17 protein-coding genes, 1 pseudogene and 1 riboswitch are annotated in these 19,203 nt (G+C 69.1%); of the genes and pseudogenes, 7 read left to right on the top strand and 11 right to left on the bottom strand.

Annotated features, from left to right (window positions below; translation table 11 throughout):
- Positions 1 to 29: 29 nt before the first annotated feature.
- Together QE449_RS17895 and QE449_RS17900 are read right to left on the bottom strand one after the other, a co-directional pair.
- Positions 30 to 2,015: a glycosyltransferase family 39 protein gene (locus tag QE449_RS17895; protein WP_373428315.1), complete on the bottom strand. Its 1,986-nt coding sequence runs from the start codon at positions 2,013 to 2,015 to the stop codon at positions 30 to 32.
- On the bottom strand, positions 2,012 to 3,391 hold the full coding sequence (locus QE449_RS17900) for a bifunctional glycosyltransferase family 2/GtrA family protein (protein WP_307109306.1): 1,380 nt from the start codon (positions 3,389 to 3,391) through the stop codon (positions 2,012 to 2,014). The genes QE449_RS17895 and QE449_RS17900 overlap by 4 nt, the downstream gene beginning before the upstream one ends.
- A 94-nt stretch (positions 3,392 to 3,485) precedes the next feature.
- Here QE449_RS17900 and QE449_RS17905 point away from each other — a divergent pair, with 94 nt between their 5' ends.
- The gene (locus tag QE449_RS17905) at positions 3,486 to 3,914 is read left to right on the top strand and encodes an HIT family protein (RefSeq protein WP_027504327.1); all 429 of its coding nucleotides are present in this window, start codon (positions 3,486 to 3,488) and stop codon (positions 3,912 to 3,914) included.
- Here the strand turns inward: QE449_RS17905 and QE449_RS17910 are convergent.
- A complete protein-coding gene (locus tag QE449_RS17910; RefSeq protein ID WP_307109307.1) occupies positions 3,874 to 4,773 on the bottom strand; it encodes a LysR family transcriptional regulator ArgP in 900 nt (299 codons plus the stop codon). The two genes, QE449_RS17905 and QE449_RS17910, sit on opposite strands and share 41 nt — an antisense overlap.
- A 76-nt stretch (positions 4,774 to 4,849) precedes the next feature.
- On the opposite strand from QE449_RS17910, the pseudogene QE449_RS17915 reads away from it, so the two are divergent.
- Positions 4,850 to 5,383 (top strand): annotated as a pseudogene (locus QE449_RS17915) (LysE/ArgO family amino acid transporter); the annotation flags it as partial.
- On the opposite strand, the gene QE449_RS17920 reads toward QE449_RS17915, so the two are convergent.
- Together QE449_RS17920 and QE449_RS17925 are read right to left on the bottom strand one after the other, a co-directional pair.
- Positions 5,273 to 6,913 carry a cell wall metabolism sensor histidine kinase WalK gene (locus QE449_RS17920; protein ID WP_307109308.1) on the bottom strand — a complete coding sequence of 547 codons (1,641 nt, stop codon included), beginning with the start codon at positions 6,911 to 6,913 and terminating at the stop codon, positions 5,273 to 5,275. The pseudogene QE449_RS17915 and the gene QE449_RS17920 sit on opposite strands and share 111 nt — an antisense overlap.
- Positions 6,910 to 7,626 (bottom strand): response regulator transcription factor, encoded by a 717-nt coding sequence (locus QE449_RS17925; protein ID WP_027504330.1) that lies wholly within the window; start codon positions 7,624 to 7,626, stop codon positions 6,910 to 6,912. Before QE449_RS17925 ends, QE449_RS17920 begins: the two co-directional genes overlap by 4 nt.
- 120 nt (positions 7,627 to 7,746) lie before the next feature.
- A riboswitch (guanidine-III (ykkC-III) riboswitch) is annotated at positions 7,747 to 7,808 on the top strand.
- Positions 7,809 to 7,823: 15 nt separating this feature from the next.
- Between QE449_RS17925 and QE449_RS17930 the strand changes: the two genes are divergently transcribed.
- On the top strand, positions 7,824 to 8,138 hold the full coding sequence (locus QE449_RS17930; RefSeq protein ID WP_027504331.1) for a multidrug efflux SMR transporter: 315 nt from the start codon (positions 7,824 to 7,826) through the stop codon (positions 8,136 to 8,138).
- 69 nt (positions 8,139 to 8,207) lie between these two features.
- Complete coding sequence (locus QE449_RS17935) at positions 8,208 to 9,080, top strand: hypothetical protein (RefSeq protein ID WP_051612993.1); 873 nt, start codon at positions 8,208 to 8,210, stop codon at positions 9,078 to 9,080.
- Between the two features lie 12 nt (positions 9,081 to 9,092).
- Here the strand turns inward: QE449_RS17935 and QE449_RS17940 are convergent, their stop codons facing one another.
- Together QE449_RS17940 and ald are read right to left on the bottom strand one after the other, a co-directional pair.
- The gene (locus QE449_RS17940) at positions 9,093 to 9,797 is read right to left on the bottom strand and encodes a dienelactone hydrolase family protein (protein WP_307095650.1); all 705 of its coding nucleotides are present in this window, start codon (positions 9,795 to 9,797) and stop codon (positions 9,093 to 9,095) included.
- A gap of 11 nt (positions 9,798 to 9,808) precedes the next feature.
- On the bottom strand, positions 9,809 to 10,894 hold the full coding sequence (gene ald, locus QE449_RS17945; RefSeq protein ID WP_027504333.1) for an alanine dehydrogenase: 1,086 nt from the start codon (positions 10,892 to 10,894) through the stop codon (positions 9,809 to 9,811).
- 104 nt (positions 10,895 to 10,998) lie between these two features.
- Between ald and QE449_RS17950 the strand changes: the two genes are divergently transcribed.
- Both QE449_RS17950 and QE449_RS17955 read left to right on the top strand, forming a co-directional pair.
- Positions 10,999 to 11,529, top strand: coding sequence for an Lrp/AsnC family transcriptional regulator (locus QE449_RS17950; protein ID WP_027504334.1), 531 nt, complete (start codon positions 10,999 to 11,001; stop codon positions 11,527 to 11,529).
- Positions 11,530 to 11,667: 138 nt separating this feature from the next.
- The gene (locus QE449_RS17955; RefSeq protein WP_222646573.1) at positions 11,668 to 12,402 is read left to right on the top strand and encodes an anti-sigma factor; all 735 of its coding nucleotides are present in this window, start codon (positions 11,668 to 11,670) and stop codon (positions 12,400 to 12,402) included.
- A 376-nt stretch (positions 12,403 to 12,778) separates the two neighbouring features.
- Here QE449_RS17955 and QE449_RS17960 read toward each other — a convergent pair whose 3' ends face one another.
- A complete protein-coding gene (locus QE449_RS17960; protein WP_307109309.1) occupies positions 12,779 to 13,822 on the bottom strand; it encodes a proline dehydrogenase family protein in 1,044 nt (347 codons plus the stop codon).
- A 3-nt stretch (positions 13,823 to 13,825) separates the two neighbouring features.
- Positions 13,826 to 15,466: an L-glutamate gamma-semialdehyde dehydrogenase gene (gene pruA, locus QE449_RS17965; RefSeq protein ID WP_307109310.1), complete on the bottom strand. Its 1,641-nt coding sequence runs from the start codon at positions 15,464 to 15,466 to the stop codon at positions 13,826 to 13,828.
- A gap of 141 nt (positions 15,467 to 15,607) precedes the next feature.
- Here pruA and QE449_RS17970 point away from each other — a divergent pair, with 141 nt between their 5' ends.
- The gene (locus tag QE449_RS17970) at positions 15,608 to 17,290 is read left to right on the top strand and encodes a CdaR family transcriptional regulator (RefSeq protein WP_056447482.1); all 1,683 of its coding nucleotides are present in this window, start codon (positions 15,608 to 15,610) and stop codon (positions 17,288 to 17,290) included.
- On the opposite strand, the gene QE449_RS17975 is transcribed toward QE449_RS17970, so the two are convergent.
- Together QE449_RS17975 and QE449_RS17980 are read right to left on the bottom strand one after the other, a co-directional pair.
- Positions 17,275 to 17,907, bottom strand: a complete 633-nt coding sequence (locus tag QE449_RS17975) for a DUF2461 domain-containing protein (RefSeq protein WP_027504340.1) — start codon at positions 17,905 to 17,907, stop codon at positions 17,275 to 17,277. The genes QE449_RS17970 and QE449_RS17975 overlap by 16 nt on opposite strands.
- A gap of 64 nt (positions 17,908 to 17,971) precedes the next feature.
- A complete protein-coding gene (locus QE449_RS17980; protein WP_222627948.1) occupies positions 17,972 to 19,108 on the bottom strand; it encodes an acyl-CoA dehydrogenase family protein in 1,137 nt (378 codons plus the stop codon).
- Between the last annotated feature and the right edge of the window lie 95 nt (positions 19,109 to 19,203).

A 19,203-nucleotide genomic window follows, 5' to 3' on the forward strand; every position in this document is an offset into this window, starting at 1 on the left:
TCAGCACGGTTCACTGCACCGGATCCGGGTCAGGCGGTGAGGTCGTACAGTGTCACGCCGTCCACGGTCTGGGCGGTGAAGGTCGCGGTGACCCACTCGCTGATCTCCGCCGAGGTACCGGACGCACCGCCTCCCATACCGCCGCCCGCGATGAACCAGTGGATCTCACCGTCGGCGACGTACTGCTGGAACTCGGCCAGCGTCGGGGAGGGATCGCTGCCGTTGAAACCACCGATCGGCATGACCGGGTCCTCGGTCGCCAACTGGTAGCCCGACGCGGCATTGGACCCGATCGCCGCGGCGACCCAGGTGTACGAGTCCGAGTTCTCCTCGAGCAGGGCGACCATCTCGGCGCTCGGAGTACTGCCATCGAGCAACCCGCCCATGCCGCCGCCACCGTCCGCGCCACCCGGCATCTGCGCGGCGCCACCCGGGAGCTGACCGGGCGCACCCGTCGGCGCCTGTCCCCCGGCGGGCATCCGGCCGGCACCGCCGTCGCGCATGCCGCGCCCGCCGTCCATGCCGCCACGCCCGAAGCCGCCACCGGTGTTCGGCCCGGCCGTGACGATGGAGCCCTGATGCGGTGTCGCGATGGCGTTCGCGGCGTAGGCGGTCGGTCCTGCGAGTCCCGCGATCACCGCCGCCAGAACCGTGACCGCGGCGAGCCTGCCGCGAGTCAGCCGCGGAACGAGCAGCCCCACGACCGCGAGCACACCGACCAGCACGACGACGACCTTCAGCCACGGAACGAAGGATGCGCTGCGGGACAACAGGATCCAGGACGTCACCACAGTCGCGACCACCGTCGCGGCGAGAACGATGCGTGCGACGAGGTGCTCGCGGGCCCGCCAGAGCGCCACGCTGCCCATGCCCACCAGCGCCGCGACCGCCGGCGCCAGCGCCACGGTGTAGTACGAGTGGAAGATGCCGGCCATGAAGCTGAACGTCAGCCCGGTGACCAGGAGCCACAGTCCCCAGACGATCAGCGCAGCGCGCCGCTGGTCGGTACGAGGAGCCCTGCCGCGCAGCACGATCGCCGCGATTCCCAGAATCAGCGCAGCGGGAACGAGCCAGGCGATCTGACCGCCCTGCGAGGCGTCGAACATCCGCAGGATGCCCGTCTCCCCCCACATTCCGCCGCCACCACCGCCGCCGCCGGGCGTGACCGAACCGGTCTCCTCACCGTTGAGCCGACCGAGACCGTTGTATCCCAGCGTCAGTTCGAGGATCGAGTTGTTCTGCGACCCACCGATCCACGGCCGCGACGACGCCGGCCAGAGTTCCACGACGGCGATCCACCATCCGGCCGACACGATCATCGCGCCCAGCGCGGCACACAACTGCAGGATGCGCCGTCGCAGCGACACAGGCCCGGCCAGGAGGTACGTCAGCGCCAGAGGGGGAACCACCAGCATGACCTGCAGCTGCTTGGTCAGGAAGCCGAGTCCGACCATCGTGCCGACGACCACGAGCCACCGGGTGCGACCGGTCTCGACAGCCCGCATCATCGCCCACACCGCCGCGATCATGAGCAGCACCAGCAGCGCATCGGGGTTGTTGAAACGGAACATCAGTGCCGCCACGGGAGTCAGCGCGAGAACCAGTCCTGCGAGCAGTCCGGCGGCCGGTCCCCACTGTCGCCGTACGGTGCGCCACAGCAGCGTCACGGAGGCGACACCCAGCACGACCTGAGGCACGAGAATCGCCCACGAGTTCAGCCCGAACACCCGGACGGACAGTTCCATGAGCCACAGCGACATCGGCGGCTTGTCGACGGTGATGGAGTTCGCGGCATCGGAGGAGCCGAAGAAGAACGCCTCCCAGGATTGCGAACCCGCCTGCACCGCAGCGGAGTAGAAGGAGTTGGCCCATCCGTTGCTGCTCAGGTTCACGAGGTAGGCGACAGCAGTTCCCAGGATCAGGGCCGCAGCGGCCCATGGTTCCCAACGAGTACGGACCGGGCGCGGAGCCCCGTCGTGCACGTGATCTTCCGGGGCGGTGAGGAGGGTGGTCACGAGGTGGACTCCATCTGACGAGTGCGGGCGGAGGATGCGGCCCGGAAGACCCAGCGCAGCGCGACGAAGCGCGTCACGGTGGCGACCAGGTTGGCGAGAACGAGAACGAGGAGCTCGACGTGCTTGGACGCACCCGGAGCCCACTCGTGCAGGGCGACGAGAGAACCGGCGGTGACGAGCCACCCGAAGGCGAACACCGCGAGACCCTGAAGATGATGCGCCGCAGCCCCGTCGGAGCCTCGGACCCCGAATGTGAAGGCTCTGTTGGCGGCGGTGTTCAGCACTGCGGTGACGAGGAGCGCGACGAAGTTGGCGCCCTGCGCGCCGAGGATCGTGTGCAGGATCAGGTACAGCACCGCGTAGGCGACAGTGCTGGCGACGCCGACGAGCGCGAACCGCACCAGTTGACCGATCATGCCGACGGGCACTCCCCTCAGTTCGGAGACCTCGGTGGTGGAGGCGGTGGACGACAGGGGTCCACGACCCAGGCTGAGACGCAGGTCCGCGATCGGGAGGGCGCCGGTCGCGAGCGCACGCCCGACGCGCCAGCAGCCCTTCAGATCGGCCAGTGCGGTGTCGACGACGTCCACGCTCGAGTCGGGATCGTCGACCCAGTCGACGGGCACCTCGTGAATGCGGAGACCGACCCGCTCCGCGAGGACGAGCAGTTCGGTGTCGAAGAACCACCCGGTGTCCTCGATCAGCGGAAGCAGTTCCCGGACGATCTCGGTGCGCGCGGCCTTGAACCCGCACTGAGCGTCGGAGAATCTGGTCCGCAGACCCGTGCGAAGGAGGACGTTGTAGGTGCGGGAGATGAACTCTCGCTTCGCCCCTCGCACCACCCGCGAGGACGAGGCGAGCCGGGACCCGATCGCGAGATCGGAATGGCCCGATGCCAGCGGAGCCAGGAGGGGCACGAGTGCACCGAGATCCGTCGACAGGTCGACGTCCATGTACGCGACGATGTCGGCCTCCGACTCCGTCCACGCCGCCTTGAGCGCGCGACCGCGACCCTTGTCGTCCAGATGTCGCACCGAGACACCGTCGAGCTCCCGGGCGAGGCGCTCGGCGATCGACCGTGTCGCGTCCGTGCTCGCGTTGTCGGCGACGGTGATCACCGTCGACCAGGGAACGTCGGCCCGCAGGAAGGCGTGCAGCCTGCGGACACAGGCTTCGAGCGCGGCCTCCTCGTTGTACACGGGCACCACGAGCTCGACGGTCACCGTCCGCGCCGCACCCCCACTCGGCCCCGGCTCCGGCCCGCGCCCGCGCCCGGGCCCACGGCCTTCCCGCCCGTCACCGGCCGGCCTCCGGCCTTCCCGCCCGTCACCGGCCGGCCTCCGGCCTTCCCGCTCCACCACTGAGTTGGTTGTCATGCACCGAACACTCGTGCGCCGCCCCGGGACCGACCCGGGGCGAACCCGGGAAGTACCCGGGAGCCGATGCGGAGCCGACGAATAGAGTCGGCCCATGGCATCCGTGTTCAGCGCAATCATCGCCGGCGACATCCCGGGCCGCTTCGTGTGGGAGGACGACGACGTCGTCGGGTTCCTCACCATCGCCCCGGTCACGCAGGGTCACACCCTGATCGTCCCGCGAGCCGAGATCGATCAGTGGCAGGACGTCGATCCCACGACCTTCGGCTCGCTCACGTCGGTCGCTCAGACCGTCGGCAAGGCCGTCCGGTCGGCGTTCGACGCCCCTCGGGCGGGTCTGCTGATCGCCGGTCTCGAGGTGCCGCACCTGCATCTGCACGTGTTCCCGGCCTTCGACATGGCGGACTTCGACATCTCCGGCGCCGACACCTCCCCGTCGCCCGAGTCGTTGGACGAGGCGCAGGAGAAGATCACCGCAGCGCTCACGGCACTCGGCCACGGGCAGCACGTCCCCCGTCGCTGATCGGTCGTCCGAGAACCGCCCGCGCGGCTCCGACGATCGCCGCGGCCACCGTGTCGAGCGCCGGCGACGACAGCGTCCATTGCTGCCAGTGAAGCGCCACGTCGATCACGGTGTCGTCGAGTTCGACGACGTCGAGTCCGCCGCGCTGCTGGTCCGGCAGCATGCCCCAGCCGAAGCCCAGATGCACGGCACGCGCGTACTCGGTGGACGACGGCACCAGGTGTCGCGGCGGCACCGACGCGGACACGCCGTGTCGCGAGAGGTAGCGATCCTGCAGCGCGTCCTTCTCGTCGAACACCACGACGTGGGCTCGGGCCAGGGCGTGCGGAGTGACGCCGTCGTCCAGGAATCGAGTCACGAACGACGGAGACGCGCAGGGGCGGTACCGCATCGAGCCGAGCCTGGTCGAGGTACAGCCGCGGACAGGTGTGTCCACGGACGTGATCGCCGCCGTCACCGTTCCACCGCGGAGCAGTTCCGCGGTGTGGTCCTGATCCTCTCGATGGATGTCGAGGATCACGGAGCCCGCCAGTGGCGCGAGCGCCGGCAACACCCACGTGGCCAGGGAATCCGAGTTGACGGCCAGCGACACCCGAGCGACGTCGTCCGCGGCGCGCAACTCCCGCACGGCGCCGTCGGTCAGAGTCTGGATCTGCCGGGCGAGCCGGAGCAGCACGACGCCGGACTCGGTCGGCATCACGGGCTTCGTGCGCGAGACGAGAACGGCACCGACCCGCAGTTCCAGCGCTTTGATGCGCTGACTCACCGCCGACGGTGTGATGTGCAGCGACCGCGCAGCCGCTTCGAACGTGCCGTCGTCGACGACGGCACGCAGGGCCTCGAGCTGGTCCGACTGCATGATGTGAAGCTACGCTCATCAGTCCTGAAAAACATGAGCTGGACTACATCGTCGGGTTCGACCTAGCGTTCCGGTCATGTCCTCCCTGTTCGTCGGCTTCGGTGTCGGCCTCTCCCTCATCGTCGCGATCGGCGCACAGAACGCCTTCGTTCTCCGTCAGGGCATCGCGCGACAGCACGTGCTCGCCGTCGTCCTGGTGTGCGCTCTGTCCGACGCGGTCCTCATCCTCGCGGGAGTCTCGGGCATCGGCGTGGTCGTCGAGACCTACCCCACGGCTGTCACCGTCGTCACGGTCGCCGGCGCCGTCTTCCTCACCGTGTACGGACTCATGGCCTTCCGACGGGCACTGCGCCCGACGAGTCTGACCGTCGGCGGGAACGGAGCGAGTGTGTCGCTGCGGTCCGCGGTCCTCACCTGCCTGGCACTGACGTGGCTCAACCCGCACGTCTATCTGGACACCGTCGTCTTCCTCGGCTCCGTCGCCAATCGCGAGACCGGGTCAGCGCGCTGGTGGTTCGCCCTCGGCGCGACGCTGGGCAGCATCGTCTGGTTCACGGCCCTCGGATTCGGCGCGCGATTCATGACGCCGATCTTCGCCAGACCCGTCGCGTGGCGTGTGCTCGACGTCCTGATCGGTGTGGTCATGCTCCTCATCGCCGTCGTCCTGGTCGAGGGGCTCGTCTCCGGCTGACTCCACCCGTCCACCCGGACGCCGGCCCGCCAGGGGCAGCTCCACGCGGAACGTCGCACCCCGGCCGGGCGCGCTCGCCACCGAGACCCGACCGCTGTGGGCCGCGACCAGCGCGGACACGATCGACAGACCCAGACCACTCCCGCCGCTCTCTCTCGTGCGCGAACGATCCGCCCGATAGAACCGCTCGAAGACGCGCTCGGCATCGTCCTCGGTGAGTCCCGGCCCGGTGTCACGAACCTCCAGAACAGCTGTCTCACGGACGGTTCCGACCGCCACGGTGATCGACGCCGTCGGCGGGGTGTGCCGGAGCGCGTTGCCCACCAGGTTGCCGAGAACCTGGCGCAGACGCGCATCGTCCCCCAGCACCTCCGGCACGCCGCTGCCCTCGAGCACCTGCAGACTCACGGCTCGTTCCGGAGCCGTGGCGGCCGCATCGTGCACCGCGTCCGCTGCGATCACGAGGAGGTCCACGGGGCTCCGATCGAGCGGACGCTGGGCGTCCAGCCGCGCCAACATCAGCAGATCTTCGACGAGCAGACCCATCCGCGCCGACTCTCCCCCGATACGGGTCATCAGCAACTCGGTGTCGGTCATGGCCCCCTGCCGGTAGAGCTCGGCGAAGCCGCGGATCGTCGTCAGCGGGGTCCGGAGCTCGTGGGAGGCGTCGGCCACGAAACGGCGCATCCGGTCCTCCGACGCACGTGCCGCGTTCTCGGACTCGCGCGCCGCGTTCTCGGACGCCTCCGTCGCAGCGAAGGCGTGCTGGATCTGGGCGAGCATTCCGTTGAGTGCCGCGGACAATCGCCCCACCTCGGTGCGTTCGTTCCGCTCGGGAACGCGTCGATGCAGATCCCCGGACGCGATGGCCGCGGCCGTCACCTCCACCTCCTGCAGCGGCCGCAGGCTCCGGCGTACCAGGAAGTACGCGGCGACACCCAGCACAGCCAGCACTGCGAGACCGATGGACAGTTGCAGAGTCACGAGCCTGGAGACGATGGCCTCGTTGCCCGCCAGCGGAATCGCGACCGTCGTCTGGCCGTCCCCGTTCGAGACGGTCACCGTGCGCCACGACTCGTCGGGATCGCCGACCGATCCGACAGTGGTCGGCGTGGCGGTCAGGACGCCGGTCAGATCCGGCTGATCGTCCCCGACATCGTTCACGGGAGTACGCACGGTGCCGTCCGCCGCCACCGAGCGGACGTAGAACGCCGTGGGCGGACGCTGTGGGTTCGCCTCCTCCGGGGGAGGTCCGAGGAACCGCTCCCCACGAGGCCTGGCCCAGCCGGACGCCGCCTCCATGAGCTGTTCGTCGACACGTTGGGTCAGCGTGTTCTGCAGTGCCGAGGTCACGGCCACACCCGAACCGACGAGACCGAGGGCGACGAGAAGCAGCAGCACCGACACCAGGGTGACGCGGAGCGGGACGGCGCGTAGGTGCCGCTTCACCGTCGCGGTTCCCGCAGGACGTAGCCGACGCCTCGCAGTGTGTGGATCAGCCGGGGTTCCGTCGTGTCGACCTTCCTGCGCAGGTACGACACATAGGACTCCACGACACCGACCTCACCCCCGAAGTCGTAGTGCCACACGTGGTCCAGGATCCGGGGCTTGGACAGCACCGTCCCGGAATTGACCATGAGGTAGCGCAGGAGCGTGAACTCCGTCGGGGACAACGAGACGGGTTCGCCCGCCTTCCACACCTCGTGGGTGTCGTCGTCGAGCTCGATGTCGGCGAACGTCAGGCGTGACGGCTGCGCCTCCGGACCGCGCACCGACCGGCGCAGGATCACGCGCAGGCGCGCCACCACCTCCTCGAGGCTGAACGGCTTGGTGACGTAGTCGTCCGCACCCATGGTCAGACCGGTCACCTTGTCCTCCACCGAGTCCCGTGCCGTGAGGAACAGTGCGGGCGCGTCGATACCGTCGGCGCGCAGTCGGCGGAGCAGCCCGAAGCCGTCCATGTCGGGCATCATCACGTCCAGGATCAACGCGTCCGGCCGGAAGGTCCGGGCGACGTCCAGAGCCGCGGGCCCACCCAGCGCCGTGCGGACCTCGAAACCCTGGAACTTCAGACTGACCGACAGCAGTTCGACGATGGTCGGCTCGTCGTCGACCACCAGTACCTTCGCCTCGGCGGTGGTCTGCGGTCGGGGAGTCGTCATGACGGAATTCTCGCTCACGAGTGCCATGGTGTCCGGCGTTGCTGGTTCCTGCCCGGGGTGTCGCTGTGAGGTTCCTGTGAGCCCCGATCCGGCGTCGTGTCCGCTTTGCTACCGTGGAGGACAGACTGCGACACAGACCCGGACGAGCGCACCGTACCCGGCCAGCGACAAGACGGTGCCAGGAGAGTCGACTACTCATGGCATGGATCATTCTGGTGTTGTCGGGCGTGTTCGAGGCCGTCTGGGCCACCGCACTCGGCAAGTCCGAGGGCTTCACGAAGCCCGTCGCCACCATCGTCTTCGGTACGGCGCTCGTCGTCAGCATGGGCGGTCTCGCCTTCGCCATGCGGACCATCCCGACCGGCACCGCCTACGCGGTGTGGGTGGGCATCGGCGCCTCGCTCACCGTCGTCTACGCGATGGTGTCCGGCACCGAGTCCGCGACGCCGATCCGCATCGCCCTCATCGCAGGGCTCGTCGGGTGCGTCATCGGACTCAAGCTCGCCCACTGACCGCGCCCCCGGCCGTCCCGGCCGTCCCGACCAGCCTCCGGCCTTCCCGCCGCGGGTTAGAGTGACCCCATGAACTGGGTGTCCGCGGTCACACTGCCGGTGCGTGTCGGATTGGCCGTCGCCGAGTCGGCGGTCGGGGTGGCCGAGTCGGCCGTCGCGACCACCCGGATGGCGCTGGCCGCAGGCGCTTCCGGGTCACTCGACGCCATCACCCTGGCCAATCCTCGGAGCGGCCCGCTGCAGCTTCTCGGACAGTTGGCCGAGCTCACCTCCGACGACCGCGCACTGGGTCACGCGCTGCGGCCCGGTGGCCCGCTGGACCGACTGCTCGAGCCCGGTGGCGCCGTCGACAGGTTGACGAGCAAGGGCGGCACCCTCGATCGACTGCTCGAGCCCGGCGGTCCTCTCGAACGCATCCTGGCGGACGACGGCCCCCTCACCCGAGTCCTCGCGGAGGACGGTGCGCTGGATCGCCTCCTCGCCGAGGGCGGTCTGCTCGATCGACTCACGGCCGTCGACGGACCCATAGAGCGCCTCACCGCGAAGGACGGCCCTGTCGAACTCCTGACCAAGGAGGGCGGCGTGATCGAGGCGCTGACCCGTGAGAACGGGGTCATCGACAACGCCCTCGCCAAGGGCGGGCTCGTCGAGACGCTGCTCGGTGAGGAAGGCGCGATCCAGCGGCTGACGGCACGCAACGGTCCGCTGGATCAGCTCGTGACCGTCGCCGAGTCGCTGAGTTCGCTGGCGCCCAACCTCGAGCGCATGAGCGTCAGCGTGGAGATTCTGCAGGACACCGTGGACGTCCTCGCCGCTGCGGTGAACCCGCTCGGCGAGCTGGTGGGCAAGCTGCCGAGCCGCTGGGTCAAGAGTCGCGGCGCGGTCGAGCCCAAGACGGGCGAGGTGCGCGGGGCGCTGCAGGGTCCGGCCGTCGGCCGCTGAGCCTCGTGGGCGTCAGCGCGACCGGACGTGCTCGCCGAAGAAGGTGAAGACCCGAGCGAAGGCGTCCTCGGCCTGCTCGTGCTGATAGCCGAATCCGGTGACGCGCATGACCAGTGCACCCGGACCCGATCCGAAGTCGTTCGCGAAACTGTGGCCGGCACCGGGATAGGTCACGACGTCGTGGGCAACGCCCTTGTCCTGCAACACCTTCTCGAGCTTCGGGCCCGCGCCCGGCAGCATCGGATCGCGCTTGCCGAAACTCGCGACCATCGGGCACGTGCCCTCGAGGGCCGACTCGATGTGACGGGGCAGGATGCCGTAGAACGGCGCGCTCGCCTCGAACCCCCGGGGCGCCAGCGCCAGAGCGAAACCTCCACCCATGCAGAACCCGACGATGCCCACCGCGCCGGTGGTGTCGGCGCGCGCGGTGAGGGTGTCGCGGCACGCCAGCAGGTCGTCCACCGCCCGGCCCGAGCGCGCGAGAAGCGACCGGAACACTCCTGTCACACACTTGGCGCGACCACCGCGGGCGTAGAGATCCGGCACCAACGCGACGTAGCCCTGGTCGGCGAAGCGCCGGGCGATGGACCTGATGTCGTCGGTCATGCCGAACACGTCGTGCACGATCACGACGGCGGGCCAGGGCCCCTCCCCTGAGGGGATCTCGAGTGTCGCCTCGATGCGATCTGTTCCGGTGTCGACCTCGATGACAGTCATACCGGCCGACTCTAGCGACCCAGCGCCGTTCTCACGGTGTCCGACAGCAGGTTGCCGGCGTGCACGCTGAGACCGTCTGCGAGCCCGGGAACGGTGGCGCACGCCTGCTCCCAGCCCTGGTCGGCGAGAGCGAGAACGAACGGGAGCGTCGCGTTGGTCAGCGCCTGCGTCGACGTGCGGGGAACCGAGCCCGGCATGTTGGCCACGCAGTAAAAGATCGAATCGTGCACCGGGAAGGTGGGATCGTCGTGCGTGGTGGGACGCGAGTCCTCGAAACACCCGCCCTGATCGATGGCGATGTCGACGAGCACGGACCCCGCCTTCATCCGTGCGACCAGTGCGTTGGACACCACCGTCGGGGCCTTGGCACCCGGGACGAGGACCGCCCCGATGACGAGGTCGGCGGCCACGACGGCCTGCTCGAGCTCCCACCTGTTCGACACCACGGTCTTGACCTGGCCGCGGTACTGCGCGTCGATGGTTCGCAGCTTGGCGATGTCGAGGTCGAACACCGTCACGTCCGCACCGAGCCCGTGTGCCATCGCCACGGCGTTGGATCCCGACACCCCACCGCCGATCACCACCACCTTGGCCGGACTCACTCCCGGAACGCCGCCCATCAGCACGCCGCGGCCGCCCGTCTGCGCCATCAGGTGATACGCCCCGGCCTGGGTCGCGAGCCGGCCGGCGACCTCGCTCATCGGTGCGAGCAACGGCAGACTGCCGCCCGCGCCGGTCACCGTCTCGTAGGCGATCGCCGTGGTGCCGGACGCGACGAGGGCATCGGTGCATGCGGCCGACGCGGCGAGATGGAGATAGGTGAACAGGACCTGGCCCGACCGCAGCCGGTGGTATTCGGCCTCGATCGGCTCCTTCACCTTGAGCAGCAACTCGGCCCGCGCCCACACCTCGTCGGCCGAGTTCGAGATCTCCGCGCCGGCAGCCTTGAAGTCGTTGTCCGAGAACGACGATCCCGCGCCCGCCTCGGTCTCGACGACGACGCGATGACCGTGCACGACCATGTCGTGCACTCCCGCCGGGCTCGCCGCCACCCGGTACTCGTGATTCTTCAGTTCCCGAGGTATGCCGATTCTCATGGTGCGCCCTTCGCCTCTACCGGATGACTCGTCATGTCCGATAATCGTGAACTTCGTTCGACCGAGCCGCAATCGAAGTGACGATAATTTCGTAGACTGGCCTCATAGACATCGAATCGTCGAACACAGGTCTGTCCGCCCCGGTGCGACCGAACAATCTTCGGGCGGCATCTCTGGACCGCATCGATCGCGTCATCCTGCGTGAACTGGCGAACGACGCCCGCATCCCCAACAACACCCTGGCCGCCCGCGCCGGGATCGCCCCGTCGACGTGTCTGGGACGCGTCCGTTCACTGGTCGAGCGCGGGGTCGTCCGCGGTTTCCACGCCGACATCGATCCGGCGGCACTGGGGCAGGGCCTGCAGGCCATGATCGCGGTGCGGCTGCTGGCGGGTGCCCGGCGCCACCTGGGCGAGTTCGCGGAGTCCTTCACGACGTTCCCCGAGGTGCTCGACGTCTACTTCATCGCCGGTGCCGACGACTACCTGATCCACGTCGCGATGACGGACTCTGCGCACCTGAGGGACTTCGTCGTCCAGAACCTCAGTGCTCATCCGTCGGTGGCCGCGACCGAGACCACACTGATCTTCGAGCACCTGCGGCCGCGACTGGTCGACGAGGGCGGACCGAGCTGACGCCCTCCGCCCATCCGGTGCGGCGAGCGCACCGAATACCCGGTGTATCAGCCAGGAGAGCACGGCCGTGGATGTGACGGGGGTACTTTTCGCCCACTCTTACTGACCCACCGACCACACGCATGGAGGCAGCCCGAGATGAGCGATCACGGTTCGCCCGAACGACCCGTGCAGCTGCCGGATCGGGACCTTCTCGAGCTCGCGTACCTGTGTGCCCTCGACGCCATGGCAGCCTCGGAGCAGTACGAGACCATGACTCGCCTCGACGACACGGACGCCCACACCAGGCGGAGGTTCGACGCGATCGTGCGTGACGTCCGCGAGACGATGGCCGTGACGTCGGACGCGACACGCACTCCCGCCCCCGCCGATCTCCGGGTCCGCATCCTGGGGGCCGTGGAGGACACGGCGCAGGTCGACCCCGACGGCGCGACAGTCCTCCCCCTTCGTCCCAGCCGCCGACGCGGATGGCGCATTGCCGCGATGGCGGCTGCCGCTGCGGTGGTCGTCGGTGTGGGCGGGGCGGTGGCCGTGCAGCAGAGCGCGACTCCGTCGGCTCCCACCGCGACCGTCGCGGCACCGCTCGAATCCCCGGTGGCCGGAGGCGGCACCATGAGCGTGCAGTACACCCCCGGTGACGAGCGCGCCGTGCTCCGCATGACGGGTGTCGCAGCACCTCCCGCCGGGTCGGTCTACCAGGTCTGGCTCATCGAGGGCTCGCCCGTGTCCGTCGGGACGATGGATGCCGACGACCTCTCCCAGCCGGCATCCGTGCCCGTCGACGGCGCCACCGCACTGTCGGTGACCGTGGAACCCGCGGGCGGATCACCGTTCCCCACCTCGGGCGCCGTGGCGCGCGTCGCGCTCGTCTGATCCGTCCCGGATCGGATCCACCGGAGTCGAACATGTGTTCGACACCCGTGTAGGGTGGGTGTCACTGCACCACCCGACGTCAGACCTTCCCTCGTGACGTGTGATTCCCGAGGAGACGTCCGTGATGAACCGTCGGCGCCGACTGCACCTGATGAACGGGGTCTGGCACGAGGAGGCACCGGCCACCTGCGGTAACGGTCATGTGCTGCAAGCGCGTACGGTTCTCGTGGGAGCCAGGTCGTGCTCGTGCGGCATCGGTCACCATCGCACGCACCACTGCCGCACCTGCGGTGACACCGTCTTCACTCCCGCCCTCGGCGAGGGGTGCCGGGACGGGAGTTTCGACGGACGCGCGAATCGCGCGCGCGGCGAGGGGTCAGGAGCGGGTCAGCAGTGACCGGAGGAAGAACGTCAGGTTCGCCGGACGCTCCGCCAACCGCCGCATGAAGTATCCGTACCATTGCGTACCGAAGGGCACGTACACGCGGACGCGGTACCCCTCCGACACCAGGCGTGTCTGCTCACCGTCGCGGATGCCGTAGAGCATCTGGTACTCCATGTCGTCCGGTCCACGTCCCAGTTCGGCCGCGTCTCGTCGCGCCGCCTCGATCATGCGGGGATCGTGGGACGCCACCATGGGGTAGCCCTCCCCCTCCATGAGCACCCGCAGGCACCGCTCGTACGAGGCGTCCACGTCCGCCTTCTTCTGGAAGGCCACACTGGCCGGTTCGCGATATGCGCCCTTGCACAACCGGATTCGCGATCCGGGACCGGAGAGCTCGCGGCAGTCCTGTTCGGTGCGGTGCAGGTACGCCTGCAGGACGGTGCCTAGAGTCGGGAAGTCCTTGCGGAGCTCCCGCACGATCGCGAGAGTCGAGTCGGTGGTGGTGTGGTCCTCGGCGTCGACGGTGACCCACACTCCCGCGGCGTCCGCGGCGGCGCACACCTTGTGGGCGTTGGCGAGGGCCGCGGCGTGGCCGTCGTCGGGGAGCGACTGTCCGAGCGCCGAGAGCTTCAGCGAGATCTCCAGCGGGAAGGCCGGAGGCCGGCCGGAGGTGGGCGGGAAGGCCGGAGGCCGGCCGGAATTGGACGGGAAGGCCGGAGGCCGGCCGGAAGTGGACGGGGAAGCCGGAGGCTGTGGGGTGTGGAGGCGTGAGTATGCCTGCAGTAGGGACAGATACGCGTCGACGGTCGCGGTGGCCTGCGCCGCGTCGGTGGTGTCCTCACCCAGGTGATCGACGCTGACGAAGCGGCCGGACCCGAGCAGGTCGGCGACGGCACCGACCACCTCCGGTTCGGTGCTCCCGGCGATGAAGCGTTCGACGAGCGACCTGGTCAGGACGGACCGCGCGACGACGCGTTCGAGGCGGCGCGATCGCCCGGCGGCGAGCAGGACGGGGCGGAGCGGGTTGGTGGCCATCGGTCAGATTCCCTGGTGAGGGTAGGTGTGGTCCACGGCCGGCACGAAAGTCTCCTTGATGGTGCGCGCGGAGGCCCACCGGAGCAGGTTCTGCGGTGATCCGGCCTTGTCGTTGGTGCCCGACGCGCGAGCACCGCCGAACGGCTGCTGTCCGACGACGGCGCCGGTCGGCTTGTCGTTGACGTAGAAGTTGCCGGCGGCGAAGCGCAGGGCCTCGGTGGCCTGCGTGACGGCGGCGCGATCGTCGGCGATGATCGATCCGGTCAGGGCGTACTTCGACCCGCTGTCGACCATGGCGAGCGTGTTCTCGAACGCACCGGGCTTCGAGTCGTCGTAGACGTGCACGGCGAGGATCGGGCCGAAGTACTCGGTGTGGAACGCCTCGTCGCCCGCGTCGTCACCGAGCAGGATCGTCGGGTCCACGAAGTAGCCGACGGAATCGTCGCAGGTGCCGCCGGCGGCGATGGTGATGCCCGGGGTGGACTTCGCGCGCTCGAGTGCAGCCGCGTTGCGGTCGAAGGCCTTCCGGTCGATGACCGCCCCACCGAAGTTCGACAGATCGGTGACGTCGCCGTAACGCAGCGACGACGCGGTGTCGACGAGCTTGTCCCCCATCCTCTTCCACACCGACGACGGCACGAAGGCCCTCGACGCCGCGGAGCACTTCTGACCCTGGAAGTCGAAGGCACCGCGGATCAGCGCCGTGGTGAGCACGTCCGGGTCGGCGGAACTGTGGGCGACGACGAAGTCCTTGCCACCGGTCTCACCGACCAGTCGCGGGTAGGTGTCGTAGCCGGCGATGTTCTCGCCCACCTCGCGCCACAGCCGCTGGAACGTCGGTGTGGAGCCGGTGAAGTGGATGCCGGCGAGACGACGATCGGCGAGTGCGACCTCGGAGACGAGGGGTCCGTCACCGAGCACGAGGTTGATGACGCCGGGGGGCAGTCCGGCGGCCTCGAGAAGCTGCATCGTCAGGTACGCGGCGACGGCCTGGGTGGGCGACGGCTTCCACAGCACGGTGTTGCCCACGAGCGCCGGCGCCGTGGGGAGGTTTCCCGCGATGGCGGTGAAGTTGAACGGGGTGATGGCGTAGACGAAGCCCTCGAGGGGGCGGTATTCGACGCGGTTCCAGACGCCGGGCGCGGAGATCGGTTGTTCGGCCATGATCTGTCGGGCGAACGAGACGTTGAAGCGCCAGAAGTCGATCAGCTCGCAGGGTGCGTCGATCTCGGCCTGGTGGTACGCGCTCTTCGACTGCCCCAGCATGGTGGCAGCCGCGATGGTCTCGCGCCACGGCCCGGCGAGGAGATCGGCGGCGCGGAGGAAGACTGCGGCGCGCTCGTCGAAGGGCAGCGATCGCCACGCAGGTGCGGCGGCGGTCGCCGCGTCGATGGCGTCGCGCACGTCCTGGTGGGTGGCATTCGCGAACGATCCGATGACGGACGCGTGCCGGTGCGGTTGCACGACGTTCTCGCGTGAGCCCGTCGCGTCGCGGTGGTTTCCGCCGATGACCTGGGTGATCTCGGTGGGCGTGGCGGCGAGTCGTTCCAGATGGTGCGTGAGCCGCGCTCGCTCGGCGCTGCCGGGTGCGTACGTGTGCACCGGCTCGTTCAGGGGGGTGGGTACTGCGGTGACGGCGTCCATGTCGGTCCTCGGTGTCGGGTCTTCGTGCCGGGTCGGTGGGTTTCAGCCAAGCGGACGCGGCATCCTCGATATTCGGCCCAGCGTCCAAAGAAACACACCGACCCCTGTCCGATCGGACGAAGGACATTTAGAGTGCACGGCATGACCCGCACCTCGTCGACCCTCGACTCGATCGTGCGTGCGCTGCACTCCGCCTTCGTCGAGGTGCTCGTGGCACCGGCAGGGTCGGACGTGCCGATCGGGTCGGTGACGCTCGTCGACGCCGACGATCTGGCCGCCGAGCTCTACACGACCGCCGCCGCGGCGGACCTCTATCTGCTGGCGGGTGTGCGGGAAGCGGACGCCGTTGCGTGGTTCGACGACCTGGCGACGCGGAGCAGCGACCTTCGACCCACCGCGGTGATGTCGAAGATCGCCGCCTCGTCCTCGCTGATGCAGCACGCGGCTCGCACGGCCGGCGTCGCTCTCGTCGCGGTGCACACGCAGACCCGCTGGGACCGCCTCCTGTCGATGGTGCGCGGCGTGCTCGACCATTCCTCGCCGTCGATCACCACACCTCCACCGTCGTCCGCGGAACCGTCCGAACTGGCGGGACTGGTGGGCGCGGACACCGATCTTTTCGGGCTGGCGCACACCGTCGCGGTGCTCACGCGCGGGATGGTGAGCATCGAGGACCAGCGGTCGCACGTGTTGGCGTACTCGGCGTCGGACGATCAGGCGGACGAGCTGCGGACCCTGTCCATTCTCGGACGAGAAGGCCCCGCGGAGTATCTCCGGCGACTCGAGCAGTGGGGTGTCTACGACGCGGTCCGCCGTTCCGACGAGGTCGTCGAGGTGCCGGCGCACTCCGATCTGGGTATCCGACGGCGACTGGTCGCCGGCATCAGAACGACTGCCACCCAGGATGGTTCGGGCACACCACGACTGGTCGGCACGCTGTGGATCCAGGAAGGTCGTCGCCGGCTCACCGACGATGCTCCGAGCGTGCTGCAGGGCGCGGCCGCGGTGGCGGCACGGTTGATCACGCGCATCCTCGAGGCACCCACTAACGAGGCGGTGCAGATCCAGCGACTGCTCGGCGCTCGTGGCGGTGGGGTCGACGTGCCCTCACTCGCCGCGGCGCTGTCCATCCCGACGGACGGGCCGGCGGCGGTGATCGGTCTCGCGGCGGTGGACGGCGCCGCGCCCGATGCCCCCTCGTCGGCCACGATGGCCGATCTGTCCGGCGCGATCCGACTGCACGCCAGTTCCTTTCACCGACTGTCCCTGGTCACCACTCTCGGCGACCGCATCTACGTCCTCGTTCCACGGACCCGCGCGGAGGCCTCGGTGCCGTCGTGGACTCGCCGGTTGCTCGAGGGCATCGAGGGACGCACGGGGATCCGGTTGCGGGCCGCGGTGGCATCGCCGGTGGCCGCCCTGTCCGAGGTCGCCGCCGCTCGCCGCGAGGTCGATCGCGTCCTGGACGGGACCGCCGGAGCAGACGACAGGGTGACCACACTCGCCGATTCGCGGACGTCCGTGCTGCTCGGTGAGATCGTCGATCTGCTCCTCGCGCACCCCTCGCTGCACGATCCGCGCATGGCGGCGCTCGTCGAGTACGACGCACGCACGTCCTCGTCGCTACGCGAGAGCATCGCGACGTATCTGCGGCACCCGTCCGATGTGCGCCGGGCCGCGGCCGACCTGCACGTGCACCCGAACACGTTGCGCTATCGGGTCCGACGGGCCGAGGAGATCACCGGGACGGACCTGTCGGATCCCGCTGCGCGACTGCTGATGGAACTCCAGTTGGCCGTGCTGGCACGTCAGGCCAGTACCTGACGGCACCATTCGAGAAGTGGTGTGAGATCACGCCAGGCGGCACGGATGTGATCGGCGCACTCCGGTGTGTCGAGCCACGGCGGGCAGCCGAAGGACCGTCCTGCCGTCAGGGACTTGTGGCGCAGCAGATCGATGCGGGGATGATCCGCGTCGTAGCCGCGCGGCGAGGTCTTCAGCCGGTCACCGCCGCGGTCGTAGCCGCGGCTCTCGAGATCGGCCACGATTCGCGCGAGCTCCGACCCGCGGACCTCGTCGTCGACGACGGCGCGGAACTGGGCGATGGAGTCGGACGTGGACGCGTAGAACCCGCCGGCGACCATGAGGCCGGAGGCGTCGACCTGCACGTACCACCCCGTGGACGGGGCCACCTGCACGTAGGCACCCTGGTGCGTCTTGTACGGCACCTTGTCCTTGGAGAAGCGGACGTCGCGGTGCGGCCGGAAGAGCTTGGCCGTTCCGAACTCCTCGGCCAGTACCTCCGTGAGCGCGGTCATGGGCGCGCGGACCGATTCGTCGTAGACGTGCTTGTGTTCGGCCCACCAGGTCTTGCTGTTGTCGACCTCGAGATCCTCGTAGAAATCGAGGGCGGCCTCCGGGATTCCGGTGAACGAGCTCATAGCGGGAGGCTATCGCCCCGTGCGCCCTGTGCGTACCGCTGGATGCGCATAGTGCGCACGGGGGTCAGGCCAGCGACCGGCTGATCACCAGACGCTGGATCTGGTTGGTGCCCTCGAAGATCTGCGTGATCTTGGCGTCGCGCATGTACCGCTCGACCCGGAAGTCTCGGGTGTACCCGTAGCCTCCGAACACCTGCACGCCGTCGGTCGTCACCTTCATCGCCGCGTCCGTCGCCACGAGCTTGGCCACGGAGGCCTGACGTGAGAACGGCAGTCCGGCATCCTTTCGGCGTGCCGCGTCGATGTACGTCGCTCGGGCCGAGTCCACGGCCGCTGCCATGTCGGCCAGCACGAACCCGAGCCCTTGATGATCGATGATCTTGCGGCCGAACGTCGTTCGCTCCTGCGCATAGGCCACGGCATCGTCGAGCGCGGCCTGGGCGATGCCGACGGCGACGGCGGCGATGCCCAGCCTCCCGGCGTCGAGGGCACTGAACGCGATGCCGAGCCCCTGCCCCTCCTCGCCGATGCGGCGATCGGCCGACAGCACCGCGCCGTCGTAGTGGGCGGCCGTCGTGGGTATCGCGTGCAGCCCCATCTTCTCCTCCGGAGCTCCGAAGGAGAGCCCCTCGAGGTCGGCGGGCACGAGGAAGCAGGAGATGCCCCGCGAGCCCTCGCCGGTGCGCGCGAAGAGCGTGTAGAAGTCCGCCTTGCCGCCGTGCGTGATCCAGGCCTTCGACCCGGTGACGGTGTACCCGTCCGGACCGGCCACGGCCTTGCAGGAGAGGGCGGCCGCGTCGCTGCCGGCCTGTGGCTCCGAGAGGCTGTAGGCGCCGATCGTGCGCCCACCGAGCATGTCCGGCAGCCACCGCGACTTCTGGTCCTCCGACCCGAAGGACATCAGCGGGTGGCACGAGAGCCCGTGCACGCTCACGGCGACGGCCACCGCGGCCCAGCGCGACGCCAGTTCCTCGAGCACCTGCAGATAGACCTCGTAGGACTGACCGCCGCCGCCCCACTCCTCCGGATACGGCAGGCTGAGCAGCCCCGCCTCGCCGAGCGTGGCGAAGACGCCGTCGGGATAGGTCTCGGCCTTCTCGTGTTCGTCGACGATGGGGTCGAGGACCTTGTCCGCGATGTCGCGGGTCAACTGGAGAAGGTCACGTGCGTCGTCGTTCGGCAGCAGTCGTTCGACAGCCATGGGTCCTCGTCTCGGTCGCGGATCGGATGAGGCGGCACCAGTACTGCAGCGGGCCCCTCAGTACTACGACAGTACTGCATGGCGTTCTGCAGTAC

It is taken from the genome of Rhodococcus sp. SORGH_AS_0303, assembly GCF_030819335.1.
Taxonomy (GTDB): Bacteria; Actinomycetota; Actinomycetes; order Mycobacteriales; family Mycobacteriaceae; genus Rhodococcoides.

Bases quoted from the DNA above. Each gene is read 5' to 3' on its own strand.
- QE449_RS17900 (WP_307109306.1), bottom strand. From the start codon at position 3,391: ATGACAACCAACTCAGTGGTGGAGCGGGAAGGCCGGAGGCCGGCCGGT.
- QE449_RS17905 (WP_027504327.1), top strand. From the start codon at position 3,486: ATGGCATCCGTGTTCAGCGCAATCATCGCCGGCGACATCCCGGGCCGC.
- QE449_RS17910 (WP_307109307.1), bottom strand. From the start codon at position 4,773: ATGCAGTCGGACCAGCTCGAGGCCCTGCGTGCCGTCGTCGACGACGGC.
- QE449_RS17925 (WP_027504330.1), bottom strand. From the start codon at position 7,626: ATGACGACTCCCCGACCGCAGACCACCGCCGAGGCGAAGGTACTGGTG.
- QE449_RS17930 (WP_027504331.1), top strand. From the start codon at position 7,824: ATGGCATGGATCATTCTGGTGTTGTCGGGCGTGTTCGAGGCCGTCTGG.
- QE449_RS17935 (WP_051612993.1), top strand. From the start codon at position 8,208: ATGAACTGGGTGTCCGCGGTCACACTGCCGGTGCGTGTCGGATTGGCC.
- QE449_RS17940 (WP_307095650.1), bottom strand. From the start codon at position 9,797: ATGACTGTCATCGAGGTCGACACCGGAACAGATCGCATCGAGGCGACA.
- ald (WP_027504333.1), bottom strand. From the start codon at position 10,894: ATGAGAATCGGCATACCTCGGGAACTGAAGAATCACGAGTACCGGGTG.
- QE449_RS17955 (WP_222646573.1), top strand. From the start codon at position 11,668: ATGAGCGATCACGGTTCGCCCGAACGACCCGTGCAGCTGCCGGATCGG.
- QE449_RS17960 (WP_307109309.1), bottom strand. From the start codon at position 13,822: ATGGCCACCAACCCGCTCCGCCCCGTCCTGCTCGCCGCCGGGCGATCG.
- pruA (WP_307109310.1), bottom strand. From the start codon at position 15,466: ATGGACGCCGTCACCGCAGTACCCACCCCCCTGAACGAGCCGGTGCAC.
- QE449_RS17970 (WP_056447482.1), top strand. From the start codon at position 15,608: ATGACCCGCACCTCGTCGACCCTCGACTCGATCGTGCGTGCGCTGCAC.
- QE449_RS17975 (WP_027504340.1), bottom strand. From the start codon at position 17,907: ATGAGCTCGTTCACCGGAATCCCGGAGGCCGCCCTCGATTTCTACGAG.
- QE449_RS17980 (WP_222627948.1), bottom strand. From the start codon at position 19,108: ATGGCTGTCGAACGACTGCTGCCGAACGACGACGCACGTGACCTTCTC.